9 protein-coding genes and 3 pseudogenes are annotated in these 17,444 nt (G+C 48.4%); 2 read left to right on the forward strand and 10 right to left on the reverse strand.

The features are described 5' to 3' along the window. Positions 1-49 precede the first annotated feature (49 nt). From LN737_RS16575 to rpe, 10 genes and pseudogenes are all read right to left on the reverse strand, one after another. Positions 50-812 (reverse strand): annotated as a pseudogene (locus LN737_RS16575) (glycosyltransferase family 2 protein). Positions 813-1,016: 204 nt separating this feature from the next. Then, the gene (locus tag LN737_RS16580) at positions 1,017-2,180 is read right to left on the reverse strand and encodes an acyltransferase (RefSeq protein ID WP_405510905.1); all 1,164 of its coding nucleotides are present in this window, start codon (positions 2,178-2,180) and stop codon (positions 1,017-1,019) included. Positions 2,181-2,206: 26 nt separating this feature from the next. Then, positions 2,207-3,946, reverse strand: a complete 1,740-nt coding sequence (locus LN737_RS16585; RefSeq protein ID WP_405510907.1) for a hypothetical protein — start codon at positions 3,944-3,946, stop codon at positions 2,207-2,209. A 14-nt stretch (positions 3,947-3,960) separates the two neighbouring features. Then, positions 3,961-4,868: pseudogene (locus LN737_RS16590) on the reverse strand (transketolase). Between the two features lie 36 nt (positions 4,869-4,904). Next, positions 4,905-6,908 (reverse strand): NAD-dependent epimerase/dehydratase family protein, encoded by a 2,004-nt coding sequence (locus LN737_RS16595; RefSeq protein ID WP_405510908.1) that lies wholly within the window; start codon positions 6,906-6,908, stop codon positions 4,905-4,907. An 81-nt stretch (positions 6,909-6,989) separates the two neighbouring features. Further along, entirely contained in the window at positions 6,990-7,826 is an 837-nt protein-coding gene (locus LN737_RS16600) for a transketolase (protein WP_405510909.1), read from the reverse strand. Positions 7,827-7,848: 22 nt separating this feature from the next. Continuing rightward, positions 7,849-9,699, reverse strand: coding sequence for a hypothetical protein (locus tag LN737_RS16605; RefSeq protein ID WP_405510910.1), 1,851 nt, complete (start codon positions 9,697-9,699; stop codon positions 7,849-7,851). A 31-nt stretch (positions 9,700-9,730) separates the two neighbouring features. Beyond that, positions 9,731-11,767, reverse strand: a complete 2,037-nt coding sequence (locus LN737_RS16610) for an OmpA family protein (protein ID WP_405510911.1) — start codon at positions 11,765-11,767, stop codon at positions 9,731-9,733. Positions 11,768-11,867: 100 nt separating this feature from the next. Beyond that, positions 11,868-13,274: an alpha-amylase family glycosyl hydrolase gene (locus LN737_RS16615; protein ID WP_405510912.1), complete on the reverse strand. Its 1,407-nt coding sequence runs from the start codon at positions 13,272-13,274 to the stop codon at positions 11,868-11,870. Positions 13,275-13,322: 48 nt separating this feature from the next. Beyond that, positions 13,323-13,994: a ribulose-phosphate 3-epimerase gene (gene rpe, locus LN737_RS16620; RefSeq protein ID WP_405510913.1), complete on the reverse strand. Its 672-nt coding sequence runs from the start codon at positions 13,992-13,994 to the stop codon at positions 13,323-13,325. Positions 13,995-14,250: 256 nt separating this feature from the next. Between rpe and ligA the strand changes: the two are divergent. After that, positions 14,251-16,384, forward strand: a pseudogene (gene ligA, locus LN737_RS16625) (NAD-dependent DNA ligase LigA). Positions 16,385-16,524: 140 nt separating this feature from the next. After that, the gene (dapA, locus tag LN737_RS16630) at positions 16,525-17,421 is read left to right on the forward strand and encodes a 4-hydroxy-tetrahydrodipicolinate synthase (protein WP_405510914.1); all 897 of its coding nucleotides are present in this window, start codon (positions 16,525-16,527) and stop codon (positions 17,419-17,421) included. Positions 17,422-17,444 lie beyond the last annotated feature (23 nt).

Raw genomic sequence — 17,444 nt, forward strand, 5'->3', positions numbered from 1 at the left:
ATGAAGTATAGCTTTAACTAGTAGCTATGCATCTAGCCGATTTCATACATTAGGCTGTTACAGGATCAGGTTTTTTTAGCGCTTTTACTTTGCCAGCCAGCTCAAAACGGAATTGTGCCAGCTCTTTAAAACTTTGGATACACACTTTCAGGAGCTTCCATTTTAGGATTGAGACTGTTCCCGTAACCCGCTCTTTGTGCGTAATTGGAATATCGAAGGTGTTGAACCCGGCTTTTTTCGCCATTACCGCCAGAAAGATGTTCGGCGCAAACGGAGTAGGCGTGGGTAACTGGGCCACTAGTTTTCTTAGAAACGTTCCCTGAATTAGCCGGAAAGGAATGTTGCTATCCATAATATACGTTCCGTAAATCAACGTAATGGTCCAGCGGAGAATCTTTGTGATAAACAGACGGGCGGGCGCATCGAAGCGCTCTTCGCGGTATCCTGAGAATAAACGGGGATCCGTTACGTTTTACCCACAATTTTCCGAAATCGTCAGTAATGAACTGATCATCACTATCCGTCTGGAATACGTATTCAGAATCAAGCGCAATAGCCTGCCGGTATCCATTGACAACGGCATTACCATGACCACCATTGGGCTGGTGAACAACCATCAGTTTGGGGTAACGGTCCTTAATTTGATCTAAAATGGCACCCGTATTATCGCGGGAACCATCATTAACAACAATTAGGCGGGTATTTTCGGTGGGAAATTGACGGGTCAACAAATCGGTCCACTGTTTGACAACAGTTTCAATCACTTCTTCTTCGTTGTAAGCCGGCATTACAATTGACAGCAGGAGGCTCATTCAGTGTACTTTGGGAAATTAACGATACGTCCAGCGCTCGTCAACAGGTTTGAAATAAGGTGGACTACCGATTAAGCCAGCCCGGATTGTTTGTTTACTTAATACCGCAAATATAGGAAATTGTTATCGGCTTACCGTAGCAATCAATCGTAGCTTATTAAGCGGGCAAGCCGGATTCTGGTCGGGTTGCAAGCCAGTAACCGGTTAGTACGAATACCGATCTTTAAGCGAATTGATTGGTTTTTCGATCAAATACCAGGAAATCGTAGCTACTGTAACCGTTAAAAAGAGGTAGAATGAAAATTGAAAAAAGTAGGAGCTATTCAGCAAAGGTAAAATATCGGTGATCCGGCGCCAGGCACGCATCGTAAAATGCGTCGGCTGGGTGTGGTAGGCATTATAAACAAAATTGTGATACAGATATAGACCGTAACTGATACGCCCCAGGTACTGACTAACAGGATTTTCCAGTATCCATTGCATAACACCACCGAAGCCCAGCACGGCCCGGCCTATCAGGAAAAACCCAAAAAGTGATGCCGCCAGCCGCTCCCACACATTCGACATTACGTTATGATAACCTCTTGGGGAATCAATCTCAATCCAGTTGTTTAACAGGCAAACGAGAACAAAACCGGCAAGGCTTACCCAAACCCAGACGGACGATTTAAAAAATCGTGTAAACCGGTCGCGCTGGTAGAGCCAGCCATACGCCATGAGCGCCCCCAAACCGAATGAGTCGAGGCAGGTAGGGGTTGATACGTAGCCGATAAACCACGGTAAATTGGCTCGGTGTAACACGTAACGAAGGCCGACACTCCCAATAATCATGCACAAAGCCGTAAAGGGAACGTACCGACGTGGTATAAAAAACAACAGCAATGGCAGGAACATATACACCTGTTCTTCAACGGCTAATGACCACAGGTGATCGACGGTGCCCATCCAGGTATGATAAAAGGCAATGTAAATGTTGGTGCCGTATAACGCTAGCCAAGCAAACGTTTTTCGAACGGGTGGCTCGTTAATCAGCGCCAGCACGAACAGCGTCAGGTAGTACACCGGAAAAATCCGGATCGTCCGGCGGATGTAAAACGTTTTTAAATAGGTAGATAACCCACCATTGGGCTGTTGACTCAGTTTATCCTTACTCGAAAGCAGAATGCGGGTTATCAGAAAACCACTTAAAACAAAGAAGATCGTTACGCCTAAAGCACCCAGCGCTCCAATTGGCAGTTCGACATGGGTTACCGTCCAGTGATCGAACAACACTAAACCGACGGCAATAAACCGAATGCCATCCAATTGAAGCAGATGATTCAGTGCCGGGCGGGTAGTCTGTGTGGTTACTGGGGCGTCTGTATGCATAGTAAAAGCAATCGGATCAAGGCTGGTTACCAGTTTTTGGGGAGTGTCGTACTCGACGGCCCTGCTGATTCTATTCGCTGGTTGGTTGGATACAAGGTATTTTTTCCATCCGAGACAGTGAGGACAAATAAACGATACGTACCCGCAACAAGATCATCGGCCGACAACGAAATCGTGCTTCGAAACCCGTCTGTAAACAGGTTCATTGGCAGAAAACGGGCCTTCCGGGCGGATTGCTGATTTTGTCGAACGGGAAATAAATACGTTCGTCTGTCTGAGCGTGCCAGTACGAAAACGCCTGCATCGCCTGAGCCCTGAAACGGTATAGTGCCATTCTGAAGTTCATAATCACCCTGCACTTTTGTAACGTTTAGATCGACTACAGACTGATACGTAGTATCGAACATTGTCGGAAGAGCCGCGTCGTAAAAAGCTGGAGCTAATGTGGTGTAACGCTTTGAAACAGAGTCAAGAGTAATTGTAGCGTTGTTGGCGTTATGAGTCCAGTTGAATTGCTTCGTAACCAGCCAATTGTTCCACCAGATTGTATCACCCAGGTAGGTCAGATATGAGCCGCCCATGAGCAAACCGCTAAAAACCAGGCCAAATCCTGCGGCCCACAACCGCCCAGTCTTACGTTGCTGGATGATGACAAAGCTATAGATAAGGGCCAGCAATAACAACGAATAGATTTTGTAACGACTCGTGATAAGCAGGTGCAGCCCAAATCCTACCCGAGACCAGGCTACCGTGGCGGCCGTTCCCAATAAAAAGGCTGTCGTTCCAACAAAGAAATAGCTGAATGCCGGGAATCGCTTTTGCACAAGCCCTTTCTCCAGCATATAAACCCAACTGCCCAGTACAAGAACCGTGGCGATACTACCGGCAATCAAACAGTTGGCAAACGCTCTTCCAACCGGAAATGCTTCTACAGCCGACCCGTTAAAAGCCAGCCAACCTTTTATCAGGTCAATAAATCCTCCTGTAGCTGGCGGATTGCCGGGTGGTTTTTTATAGTCGAGAAAATAAAGAGCTATGATACAGATCGCGCCCGCAGTCCAGATGAGTATTGCGTTGCGATTGGGCCGTTTTTCAAGGACAAGTTGAAGGACAAGTATCCCCAGACCAACCGGCCAGATTAGCAGACCATTCCCACTGGTAAGGGTAGCGATTAATCCCAGCAGGAAAGCAGGCCAGATACGTTCTGTAAAAGCTAGCAGGTAGATGGTCCAGAATACCCACATCAGCACCGTAAAATTCTGTAAGGCAGCCATGCCCCAGAACATATTTTCCCACTGCGAAAGATTCAGGAGCAGAAACGCTACGGGTGGCAGATAAAGAACGTAATCTTCAGGTTTTGATTTTGTGTTTTTCGTCTGTGTGCCTATCGACCGACCGATGACTAACCCAAAAATAACAACCAGACCCAGCAAGCTTAGATTACCAATAACCATCAGATGACGGTAGCTGAACTTCCCAAACAAATTAAAATCAAGCCAAGTTATAAACCGGTCAAAAACAATCCGGTGTTCGTTGTGCTGGCGGAAAAATTCAAATAGTTTTCCTGAAACTGACGTTTGATTGTCCAGATTGAACAAAAATTGTCGAAGGGCATGATCATCCCATTTGGGCACATTTACGGCATAAGTCGACCATACATACCAGAAAACCAGGATGGGGATTGTTAATAGAATGACTGCCCCTAAAAGCTTAAAAAGCCCGTAGCGCGTTTGGCGGGTTTGTTGCGTATTTGATAGGGTTACCAAGTTGTAACAGAAAACTAATTCGTAAACGAGGCAAGCTGACGGGCAATATTGGCCGGATCAAGCCCTGATAATTGCTGATGGTATTTCTGGTCACCGTATAGGCCGTTGGGATACCCCTGAGCCGAAAGGCTAACAAAATGACTTGGCGCTGCTCCATCCGTGAGGAGCTTTACGGATAATTGCTGAGCTAACCCACCAATGGATACGTGTTCTTCAACTACTAAAAGTGGCTTGCCTGCCCAGCGATGGGCCAGTTCAGCGGGTAAGTCCAGCGGTAGGTTGGTAGCTGTGTAAACGTCAAACTGATTGGTTAACAGGTCATCCTGAAGTGCGGTAAGTACGTTGGCCGCCACCGGTCCAAGGGCCACCACATTTCCAATGGGGGCTGAACTATGGACAATGTGCTTGAATGAACCGTACGTTTTCGCGCCATCGGGCGTATTGGGCCCTGCACCCAGCCGTAGATAGGTAGGTCGACCTTCGGCCACAATCTGATTCAGCATTGGCGCGACTTCGTCCCCAAAAGCAGGTATGTATGTATTCACATTCTGAAGGCTGCTCAAACAGGCCAGATCTTCGATGGCGTGGTGCGTACTACCCATGATGCCATACCCATAACCCCCCCGTTCCCGACCAGAAAAACGGGCATTTTGTGCAGACAAACGTCGTTGCGAAACTGCTCCAGACACCGGTAAACAATAAACGGGGCAATGCTATAACAGAAGACTTTATAACCACGATAAGCCATTCCAGCCGCTACACCGACCATATTCTGCTCGGCTACACCAGCGTTAATAAACCGGGGGCCCATTGCTTCCTGTACGTTTTCTAGCGCATTGTAGCCCAGGTCACCCGTGATAAATACTACTTTATCGTCTTTCCGCACGATTTGCTCAACGGCGGCTGAAAATTCTTTTCGCATACTATTTTGGCTCAATTTGCTGATGAAATGGCCAGCTTATTTACTTTTTCGCTGTTCGACCAGCGTACTAATTTCAGCTGCTGTTTTATAAACACGCTGCCCTTTGCGTACCATCGTCCGGATAAATTTCGGTCGTTTTTTTGTCTCCTCAAAAATCTTGCTGATATACTCACCCAAAAACGAGATGCCCAGCAAGTTGATCCCACCGAAAAACATGACCAGAACAATAACGGTAGAAAGCCCGTAAGGTGTATTGGGGTCGAAATTGAGCAATCGGGACAAAATTTGCCAGACAATGCCCAGCATCGATAGGCCAGTCAGAACGAAACCAGCGTAGGTCATCAGTTCAAGCGGAGCAAAACTGAACGAGAAAATGGCTTTCTTCGCCCACCAGATATTCTTGGTCCAGTTATTGGTCGATACACCAAACATCCGCTCCGGCCGAACGTAGTCCACGCCTGTCTGACGAAAGCCAACCCAGGCCCGTAGCCCCCGCAGGAATTGTTCGGTTTCGGGCAGGTTCACCAGTTCACGGACCACTTTCCGGTCAATCATCGAAAAATCACCTGCATCGACCGGAATACTGATGTAAGCTGTCCGTTTAAATAGACGGTAAAACTGTTTATAGAAAAAATGAACGTGCGGAGCCATTTCGCGCTGTACCCGAACGCCATACGCTACGTCGAAGCCCTCCTGCCATTTTTCGTAAAACTTCGGAATAATTTCGGGTGGGTCCTGCAGGTCACCGTCCATCAAAACCACTGCGTCTCCCGTAGCGATTTCCATACCGCTTAAAAAGGCCGACTGCGAACCAAAATTCCGGGAGTGTTTAATTGCTATTACGTTCGGGTCTTTCGCGCAAATCTCGTTCAGGACCTCATCCGTATTGTCGGGCGAATTATCGTTGACGAAAATGATTTCGTACCGAACCTTCATCTCATTAAAGGTCTTCACCAGTCGCTCATACATATAGGGTATGGCCTGAGCGTCTCTGTAGCAGGCAATAATCGGCGAAATGACGGGGTTGAGCGTCGGTGTCTGGAAAGCCGGAATTACCCGTTCTTCATACAGATGGTCGATTTGCCAGTCGGCCGTACGGCGCAACCCTTCACCCAACGATGTAGTGGCTTTCCAGCCCAGATCGGTCTGTGCAGCCGTAGGGTCGCCATACCAGTCGGCCAGGTCCCAGTTGCGGTTAGTCATGCTTCCCCAAACAGGTTCCTGTTTCAGTCCGAACGTAGTACGGGCAACATCGACCAGCTCGCGCATGGTTGTTTTTTGGCCAGTAGCAATGTTGTAAGACCGACCACGAATCGAGGGGTTGACCCGAAGGGCAGCTTTGACAAAGGCATCTACACAATCATCAATATAAACAAAATCGCGACTGATATCGGGTGAAACGAGCGGAGGTAACTGTCCTTTTCGGTTCTCTTCTACGAGCCGGGGAATGAGCCGGTCAGGTTCTTCCCAGCCACCGTAAATAGAATAAAGGCGCAGATTTAGGGTATTCAGCTTCTGTACTTTCGCGTAGTATTCAAGCGTGTAAGCAGCCGATACTTTCGAAACAGCGTAGTGACTATTGGGCTCTACGCGATCTGTCTCTTTAGGCGCAGTGCAATTAAACCCGTATTCCGAACTACTCCCGGCGTGTATATACACCATATCGGGAGTGCAGTTTTCAAGAATATTAACAGTGCCTAATACATTGGTTTCGTAGGTCAGCGAAACATTTTTTTGCTTACTGTAGGCCCCGTAGGCTGCCAGATTGAAAATCGTTTTCGGCTTAATTTTACCCAATACGTCCTGTACAGACGTATTGGACAGAATATCGCAGTGGACAATATTTTCGGCGGGTACATCCAGCAATTTAAGTCGCCAGGCTTTGGTGGCATCATGCGTAAGCGCATAGACATCCTGGCGGACACGGAAAAGCTGTTCAAACAGATTGGCGCCAATGAAGCCGCTGGCCCCGAAAACGACTACCGGGCCATGAAGTTGTGTAATGTCAGAAGGTAGCAAATTGGATGCAGACTGATTCATTCGGGCCGCAATATTACGGCAAAAGGCTCGTATATGCCCTACGAACGAGTGGTTTTATAGTGAACGGCAACCGAACGAAGCCTAGGCCTGTGTGGCATGAGCCAGCAAATATCGCTCGTTTACGTCGGTCCTGGCTTGCTCATACTGCGCTTCCGACATCGGCAAATAGTGCCATTCGAGCTGATTTTCCATATAGGAAACCCCTTTGCCTTTCACTGTTCGGGCAATAATTACCTTCGGTTTACCATTACGTTTGGCCGGATCAGTTAGTTGATCGACAATGGCCAGTACGTTATCGATGTTGTGTCCATCGACTTCTATTGTCTCAAAGCCAATCGCTTTCCAGGTTCGAACATCTGCGGTATCGCCCAATACATTGGCTGTCTGACCAAACCCCTGCAATCCATTTTTATCAACCAGAATGATCAGGTTATCCAGCTCATGCTGAATAGCGAAATGGGCTGCTTCCCAGGTGGTTCCTTCGTTGGTTTCACCGTCGGACATCAACACAAAAACGCGGGAATCGTCGCCCAGCAGTTTTCCGGCCTGCGCGATGCCAGTTCCTATTGGCAGGCCGTGCCCCAGCGATCCGGTGGCAAAGGGGATACCCCGATGTTGATTGGGAGCCGGGTGAGCAGGCAGGGTTGTTCCGTTGTGATAAAAAGTAGCCAATTCTTCATCTGAAATTTCGCCTAAATAATTCAGGCAGGCATAAAGCGAGGCAGCCGCATGACCTTTTGATAACAAAAAAGTATCCTGTTCGCGCTTGCGCAGAACAAGGGCCGCAATCATCAAATCGACGCAGCTCAGCGAACAACCGATATGGCCAGCATGGGCCTGATGATAAAGACTCAGAATTTTAAGTCTAAGCTGCCCCTGAAGGGTTTGTATATCTGGTACTTCGGTGGGTGAAGGCATAGTAGGTTGATGGAAATAAGGCTTAATCACCGTAGCGATACGTGCTGCCCTGAAAATCAAAAATAGTAATTTTTTTGCCGGTTTGTCCTTTCACCAGCACAATCCGGTCGCGCTCGTTCGGGTCAACCCGCTGAATATACTGTGCATCTTTGGGCAGATAGATGTTAACGGTCTGCGCATCGATGAGCGTAACTGGAGCAAATGTTCGATCATTCTTCTCCGACATAATTGGCCGTTTTTTGTTCGGATACAAAATCGTATCGCCGGGGGTATAAAGTTCCTGTATTCGCTGAGCAGACGTCCAGAAAGGGTTGGTGATACGTGCCTTTGGAAAGGCCGGATACTTTTCAGGTCCGTCTGTATATACAGCGCCCAGCAGTTGAATAATATGAATACCCTGAATACAAAGTATAGCCGTAATGGGTAAGCTAAACCACCATTTCAATGTAGTGAGCTGGTAGAGACCCATCGCAACCAAAATGCAGACATACGGAAAGGAGAAACCAGAATAACGTTGGGTGATTCCGAACGTATGGCCCGAACGCCAGGCCATGAATAACAGGAAAAAAGTTGGAATAAAGGCTAATAAGATTAATAAACTGACTACACGTTTCTGATTCGTGTTTGTTTTGTCGGTAATGAAACGGCCAATTAAATAAACGAAAGGGAGCGCTCCTGAAAGAACCAGTTGACGTAGTGGTGTTACGCTATAAAGGGGTAAGCCTGCCAGTAGAATTAAGGGGAACGCCACATACACCCAAGCTGGTGGCTTAGGAACAGAATAATAGCGGTGCAGGATTCCAGTTGCCAAAACGCCTAACCCTAAGGCCGGGATAGAATTACGCAGACCAAGCAACTGATTTCCTAAGCCGTTTGTGAAGATAAATAAGTCCGAAAAAACAGGGACAGCACGGCGGACAATATTTGGGAACGTAGCGGGTAAAATGAACCCATAGCCGCTGCCAGTCGGGTTTGAGAGCGCCAGAGTCCGGTAAAAGTTTTTCTGTTCTTCCAGGATTGAAAACGTGTACTTGCCGCCCCCAAACAAAAACCAGAGCGACACTAGTCCCAGACCTACAGCGCCCGTTACGCCCAAGGCAAGCCAGGCTCGGGTACTTCGGAGGTATACCAGCGCGTAGAGCCCATGACAGAGAAAAACGGTCGCGGTCAGGTAGTGCGACAGCAGTGAAATGACGAATACGAACCCATAGGCAACGTAAAGCGTCGGTAACGAAACAACGCCCGATTGAACCGAAGTACGTATTGTATCCTTTGACCGAATACGTTCCAGAATCAGCAGGAATAGATGCGTAGCCAGCAGCGTCAGAAAAGACGACATGGAGTAATTGCGGGCAACATGACTGAACGAAACAAAAAATGGCTCGACGGTAGCAATGGCAGCACTGGTTAAGGCCAGTATATCAACAGATTGGGGGTTCAGTCCGTAGGCACCCGCAACACCTGTTCCGGGCTGGAGATGCCGTCGGACAAAAACGAACAGCAGCCAAACAATGAGTACGCTGAAAATAACCGATGGCATACGTAATGACGTATCGCTCAGTCCAAAAAACTTCATCCACAGCCATACCACACCGTAATAAACGGGGCTGTTGCCAATGTCACCACGGATATTGGCATCAACGAAATCGGCAAGCGTTTTTGGCTTCCAGAACTCAGCGGGCGTGAAGTACGGTTTGCTGAAAATATCGCGCTGGTTGACTCCTTCCAGGGCAACTCCCTGGCTAATCAGCAGGGTCGATTTTTCGTCGAAATAAATGCTAAACGTACCCACACGGTACAGTCGGAGGCAAAGGGCCAGCACCAAAATGGCGCTTAGCAAAAACAGGGTATTGCGTGATAATGGGGCAGACATTGGGTCAAAACTACGTGCAAAATCCGGGTTCTCATAGTTTTAGAATGGTGAATTCTACCCGGCGGTTCAGTTTGCGCTTCTCTTCGGTCTCGTTACTGGCAACGGGCCGGCTGGGTCCCCAGGCTTTCGTCTGAATACGATTCGGGGCTATTCCTTTGGCCGTAATATACTCTTTTACAACCCGAACACGGTCGGCGGCAAGCTTCATGTTGGGCTCCCATTCGCCCTGATTATCAGTATGTCCTTCGACCAGTAATTCCATGGCAGGGTGGGTTTCCAGCATGCCTACAACCCGGTCGAGTTCATCATTGGCCCCCGGCAGCAATTCCGCCTGACTTTGCTGGAAAAGTACCTCCCGCATGATGATTTTCTGACCTGAGTCGATTTTAGCTAAATAAAGGTTCCGCTTAATGTCACGAAACCGTTTGTCTTTGCTCAAATCCAGTGTTTCGGTTGTTGGAAAATAGCCTTCTTTACTGGCTGTTAAGGTGTAGGTTTTCTGTGCGGGCAGAATCAGTTTGTACTCACCCATTTCGGGGCTGTAATCGACCCTCGCGATTTCCTTATGTTCGGTAAATAAATTTGCTACTACAGCAGCCGCAATCGGTTTTTTGGTCGTGGCATCGAGTACCTGACCAGCCACAATGGCAACGGGGTCTGGCTTGATGGCGGGGTAGAGTTTCAGCCTGAAAATATCATCTTCGCCAAGCGAACCAGCCCGTGAACTCAGGTAGGCATAATCTCCGGCGGCAGGAATGGTGAAGTAACCATCCCACTCGGGTGTATTGATAGCTGTGCCCAGATTTTCGGGTTCACTCCAGTTCGTCCAGGAGTCATCGAGCCGTCGGCTAACGAAAATATCGCCATTGCCATAACCCGGATGCCCGGCTGAGGTGAAATAAAGAGTTCGGCTATCGGCCGCCAGAAACGGTGAACTTTCCGAATCGGCGGTATTGATTGTGTTACCCAGCGGGACCGGTTCCGACCACGTATTATCGCCCTTTTGCTGGGAGATGTACAAATCGCGGTTGCCGCGGGCATCTTTACGTTGTACCGCCAGTATGATAACCCGCCCGTCTGGAGAAACGCAAAACTCAAGCTGGTTTCTTTCGTGGAGGTTATAATTATTCGGAATTCGGCACTCCACCGGTTGCGACCAGCCACTTTTGGTACGTACTGACTTGGAAATGCCGAACGACAAACCACCATCTGGCCGGTAGACATTGATAAGATAAGCCGTCCGGCCATCTGGGGCCATGCCACTAATCGCATTGTCGCCCGCATTATTGATGGGTGGGCCAATATTAACGGCTTCGCTCCAGCCTGAGGTTGATCCGTTTCCGGCCTGAAGCGTCGAATACCAGACGTCCTGTCGGTCGGGTGAACCCATGTTCGCCTTGTTAAAATTTCGGGTGAAGTAAAGGGTTCGGCCGTCGGGCGAAATGACCGGAGCTACTTCCTGACCGGGCGTGTTTATGGCTTTCCCAAGATTTTCCTTCTGTATGTCTTTGGGTATATCTTTCGAGATGTTGATGCCAATGGTAACGGGTTTTGCGTCTTCCGTTATGCCGATAGCGTCGATCTGGTTGATACCCTTCAGCGCGGCTCCATTCATAATTACTTTGAGTTGAGCACACAGAAAATCAGCCTCTTTGGGAAACACATGGAGCAGCGGGTCAGCTCGTTCCTGGATACCGGGCGCCTGAAAAACCAGGTGTTCAGCACCTTTCTCGTCAAGAGCAATGATTTTGATGACCGAACCGGGGTTGACATTTTCAGCCACTACAATCTGCCGGGCCCGCATTGGTTTGGCAAACCCAACCTGAATCCATTCATCGGTAGTGCCATCAGCCTGCTGAGGAGCCCAGGCGCAGGGGCTCTCGGCCAGAGCAGGCCCTTTGCTGGGTGAGCCTAATGCCTGCGATGCCTTGTACTGCTCCCCGCTGGTACCTCCACTCTTTTCTGACGATACGCCAATAACACGACTTGCCCACTGGATGGATTGAGCCCTGCCTTTTAGACTAACCACCCCGATCAACAAGACTGACAAGAAAACCCAAACTCGCATAAACGATGAAATGGCAAGCAGTTTATAAATCAACGGAAAAAAACTGCCCTATAGGTATACGCTACCTATTCAGATTGTCAGGTAAATTAGCGAAAAAATGTTAGTTCGTCAATACCCGATACGCCCAGGGAGTAAGCGTTACGTTCATGGCAGGTTTTACCTCGACGGGCTCATGACTAAACACCTCGGTATAGACACCGGCAAAACCCGCTCCTCCAATGGTGAACGACTGGGTCTGACTGCTCAGATTTAATACCACAATGACCCGGTCATTGTCGCGCTGGCGCGAAAAAGCGTATATTTTGTCATCGTGATTCGTCGGAATTTTTACGACTTTGCCACCAGCCAGACCGTTCCAGAGCGCGCGGTTCCGATGTTTGAGGGTTAGAAGTGTTTTATAAAAGTCGCTTTTGCCATAGTTGCCCCACGCAATCGTGTCTTTTTCAAAAAAAGCCAGTCGTTTGTTCAGATTCGACTCCATGCCATTATATACCAATGGCATACCTTCGAGCGTGCTGCTCAGTACCACAAATGCATCGGCTCCCTGACCAAATAGTTGGTTCAGTGTGCCATTATTGCTGTTTTCGTCATGGTTTTGCGTGAACAGCATCTGATAATACCATCTCGGAAACCGCTTTTTATTGGCTTCACGTAACGAATCAATCTTAGTGGCATTGCTGGCGCCTTTTGCCACAGCTCGCATCATGTTGTTCATGCTCCAGCCGTAGTTCATATTAAAGCAGCTCTTAAACTGATCCGGCTCATCTTCCCACTCAGCCAGCATAAACATCGTTTTGATTTTATCCAGCTGAGGCCGCAGTTCAGCCCAGAAATCATTCGGTACGAACCCGGCTACGTCACAGCGATACCCATCAATGCCGCATTCTCTTACCCAGAACTGCATGGCTTCAATCATGGCTTTTCGCATGGCTGGGTTGTTGAAATCTAGGTCCACCACGTCTGTCCAGCCAGTTGGTTTACCCGTTTTGGGATCGACTGGCGATGTCATAGCCCCGTTTACCTTTGTGTACCAGTCAGGATGTTCTTTTGTCCAGACATGGTCCCAGCCGGTATGATTAGCAACCCAGTCCAGAATCACGTGTAATCCCAGAGCGTGAGCCCGATTGACAAGCGATTTCAAATCGGCCATGGTACCATAATCAGGATTTACGGCCGTATAGTCAGCAATGGCATATGGACTTCCTAAGGTTCCTTTCTTATTTTTTTGACTAACTGGATAAATGGGCATCAACCAGATGATATCGACACCCATCTCTTTCAAGCGAGGTAATTGCTCTTCAACGGCTTTAAAATTGCCATCGGCAGAAAACTGACGGGTATTCACTTCATATATTGTTGCATTCTGTGCCCATTCGGGCGCAGGCGGAGCTTTTACCGCTGTTGTATCAGAAACGGAAGTTTGGGTGTCGTCTTGCTTCTTGTTGTCACCACAGGCCGTCATTAAGAGTAATGAACTTAAAAGTACGGCCAGATAAGATTTTTTCATGCAACAATATGTGCTGATTTATTAAGAGTTACGGGCCAGGAAAATACGTCAGGCTACTAAAGGTTGCCAGCTGTTTTTCAGTTTGCGGATAGCTTCCAGCGGATCATGAGCACCGAATACCGAACTGCCTGCTACTAAAATATCAGCGCCGGCATTTAGCAACGTTGAGGCATTATTCAGGCCAACTCCTCCGTCAATTTCAATCAGGGCCGACGAGTGGTTAGCCAGTAGCAGTTCTTTTAGTTTGGCGACTTTCCGAATGGTGTGTGGGATAAATGACTGGCCGCCAAAGCCCGGATTGACCGACATGATCAGAATCACATCGATTTGTTCCAGAACATCTTCTAATTCAGTGACGGGCGTATGTGGATTGAGAGCAACACCGGCCTGACAGCCTAACTCGCGGATATAAGTGAGGGTGCGGTGCAGGTGGGTGCAGGCTTCATAATGGACATGGATAACCGAGGCCCCTCCTTTGGCGAAATCTTCCAGATAACGATCAGGTTTTGTGATCATTAAATGGACATCCAGGGGTTTCTGGCAATGGCGTCGAACTGCTTCCAGTACCGGAAAGCCAAACGAAATATTCGGAACAAATTCGCCATCCATAACGTCAAAATGCAAATAATCGGCCTCGCTTTGATTAATTAATTCCAGCTCGCGCTGGAGATTGGCAAAATCAGCCGCGAGCAGGGAAGGAGCAACAAGAGGTCGATTCATGGATGGCATTGGCGCTGAATAACAGCCAATTGGCTGACTAAGAAAGCTTTATTGATAATGAAATATAACTGACACACTTTTTTATCCTGTAAAACTAATATTTTTTTGCATGAACCAGGAAACAACCCCAATATTACCAACCCATTAATTGAAAGCTGAGAGTAAACATAGGGAATATGTCTAGTACACAATTAGTCTTCAAACGACAGAATAGGGTGTATTTTTTGTGTGTAATCTGCTTGTTAACGTTTACGTTATGACACCACAGGAGCGTATAGCTGAACTGACCAGCCGCCTGAATTATTACAATCACCAGTATTATCAGAACAGTATTTCGGAGGTAGATGATTTTACCTTCGATCAGTTGCTAACCGAACTAACAGGGCTGGAAAAGCAATACCCTGAATTCCGCCAGCCCGACTCGCCAACCGTTCGCGTTGGCGGCACCATCAGCAAAGAATTCGCGACGGTATACCATCGGTTTCCGATGTTGTCGCTTGGCAATACGTATTCAGAAGAAGAACTGATTGAGTTTGATAAGCGGGTACAAAAAGGCTTGAATGGCCGTGAATACGAGTATGTCTGTGAACTCAAATTTGATGGTGTGGCGCTGAGCATGACGTACGAAAACGGCGTACTGGTTCAGGGCGCAACGCGGGGAGATGGCGTTCGTGGTGACGATATTACCAACAACATACGTACCATTCGGACTGTGCCATTACGTATCAACAGTGGGGAGGCTCTGGGCAGTCTGCAAAAGGAAGAACCCGGACAGATAGCCATCGACTTTGCTTCTAATAACACTACGTCGCCTACTGCTCACGCTGCCTTGCCCGCTCTTTTTGAAGTGCGGGGGAAGGATTTTTGCCCCTGGCCGAGTTTGAACGAATTAACAAGGAGCGTGAAGACATTGGTGAGCCCCTGCTGGCTAATCCAAGAAATGCGGCTTCCGGTACGTTTAAACAACAGGATTCATCGGCAGTTGCCAAACGTCGGCTCGACTGTTACGTTTATTCTTTTTTATCCGATCAGGATATCTTCCAGACCCATGAAGAGAGCCTGATTGCCATGAAGCAGTGGGGTTTCAACGTATCACCAACCTGGCAGAAGTGCGCCAGTATTCGGGAGGTCATGCAGTATATTAATGAATGGGAAACCCGTCGGTTTGAGTTGCCATTGGCAACAGATGGTATCGTTATTAAAGTCAATCGTTACGATCAGCAGCGCGAGTTAGGCTATACGGCAAAAAGTCCGCGCTGGGCTATTGCGTTTAAGTATAAAGCGTTGGCGGCCAGTACTGTTCTGAACGGTATTCGGTACCAGGTTGGTCGTACGGGAGCCGTTACGCCAGTTGCCTTATTAACTCCGGTTCTGCTGGCCGGAACTACTGTAAAACGGGCATCGCTCCATAATGCCAACGAAATCGAACGGTTGGGCGTCATGCTCAACGACACGGTTTTTGTGGAGAAAGGCGGAGAAATCATTCCGAAAATAACCGGTGTGGACCTGAATCGACGTACCGATCAGAGCCAGCCGATAGTTTATCCGACCACCTGCCCCGCCTGTGGCACCCCGTTGATTCGGAAAGAGGGCGAAGCCAATTTTTATTGCCCAAATGAACGTGGCTGCCCACCTCAGCGCCAGGCTCGTTTCGAGCATTTTATTCAGCGCCGGGCCATGAATATCGAGAGCCTGGGCGAAGGAAAAACGGAGATGCTAATTGACCAGGGATTGGTTCAGACACCCGCCGATCTCTATAGCCTGACTGCCGACCAACTGTTAGGACTGGAAAAAGTGTTTGTTGATGAAGAAACGGGTAAAAAACGCGTGGTTAGTTTCCGGCAAAAAACGGTAGATAATATTTTGACAGCCATAGATCGTTCCCGGACGCAGCCATTCGCGAATGTGCTGTTTGCTTTAGGGATTCGTTACGTTGGTGCGACTACAGCCGAAAAACTTGCCGATTACTTCGGTTCAATGGATGCCATTTTGAACGCGAGCCCAGAAGCGTTACTGGCAGTACCGGATACCGGCCCACGTATTGCAGAGAGTGTAGTGGCCTGGTTTGCCGATCCATATAACCGCGAATTTGTGGAGGGGTTGCGTACCGCCGGATTGCAGTTTGCCGGTGAGAAAAAATAGTTGAGCCAGAGGGCAGCACATTGGTAGGCAAGACATTTCTGTACACCGGTACGTTCACCAATTTTAGTCGGGAAGAGCTTGAAAACCGGATTGCGGCCAATGGGGGCAAAGTGCTTAGCGGTATCTCTAAAAAGCTCAATTATCTGATTGTTGGCGAAAATGCTGGACCATCGAAAGTCGAAAAAGCGCAGAAATTGAACGTACCAATGATCAGCGAAGATGAGTTTCTGGCGATGCTGGAGGTATGAGCCAACTGATAATCAGGAGGGACACGTAATGCCACCCAGTCCCTGCTGATTTGATCAGGCTCATAAACTCACCACATTTCTCTCAACTAAATCCCGCTAAATTCCTGTAACTTTGCAGGTATACATTCCCGTTTCCACTAATGGATACCAGATTTCACGGCGTAGGCGTCGCCATTGTGACTCCCTTTAACGCCGATCAAACGATTGATTTCGACGGTTTCGGCCGCATAGTCCGGCATATCTCCGATGGAGGTGTGCGTTACGTTGTCCTGCAGGGCACAACCGGCGAATCGCCGACGGTAACTAAACAGGAAAAAGCCCAATTATTACAGTATCTGAAGGAAAATAACCCGAAGAAACTGCCTATCGTATTTGGGGTCGGAGGCAACGTAACGGCTGACGTTGTTTCGGGAATGAAAAGCATAGATTTTGAAGGCGTCGACGCAATTCTGTCTGTCTGCCCATATTACAACAAGCCTGGTAAACGGGGTGTTATTGAGCACTTTACCCGCGTTGCGGATGCCAGCCCGGTGCCCGTGATTCTGTACAATATTCCGTTCAGAACGGGGATTAACATGAGCGCCGAGACCATCTGTGAGCTGGCTCAGCACCCAAATATCATTGGGGTGAAAGAAGCTTCCTGCGTGATTGAACAGTGCATGGAAATAGTTCGGGATAAACCGGACGATTTTCTGCTGATTTCAGGCGATGATGTGCAGGCTGTTCCTATCATCAGCATCGGTGGTGTGGGCGTCATGTCGGTTATCGCCAATGCCTTCCCCGCTAAATTCTCGGGTATGATTGATGCGGCTCTCCAGGGCGATTTCGCCTTTGCGCAAAAAGAACTCGGACATTTCCTGCGTATTGACCCACTGCTGTACGAAGAAGGCAATCCAGTAGGGGTTAAAAACCTCATGGAAATTATGGGCCTCATTTCGGCGGAAGTCCGGTTGCCGCTCATGAAAGCTTCTGACGACCTGAGTGATCGCCAGCGTGCCGTACTTCAGCGCGATGGTTTACTGGAACTGGTAGCGTAATAGCTAAGATAAAAGTATCTGAA

The organism is Spirosoma sp. KNUC1025, assembly GCF_045160025.1.
Classification (GTDB): Bacteria; Bacteroidota; Bacteroidia; order Cytophagales; family Spirosomataceae; genus Spirosoma.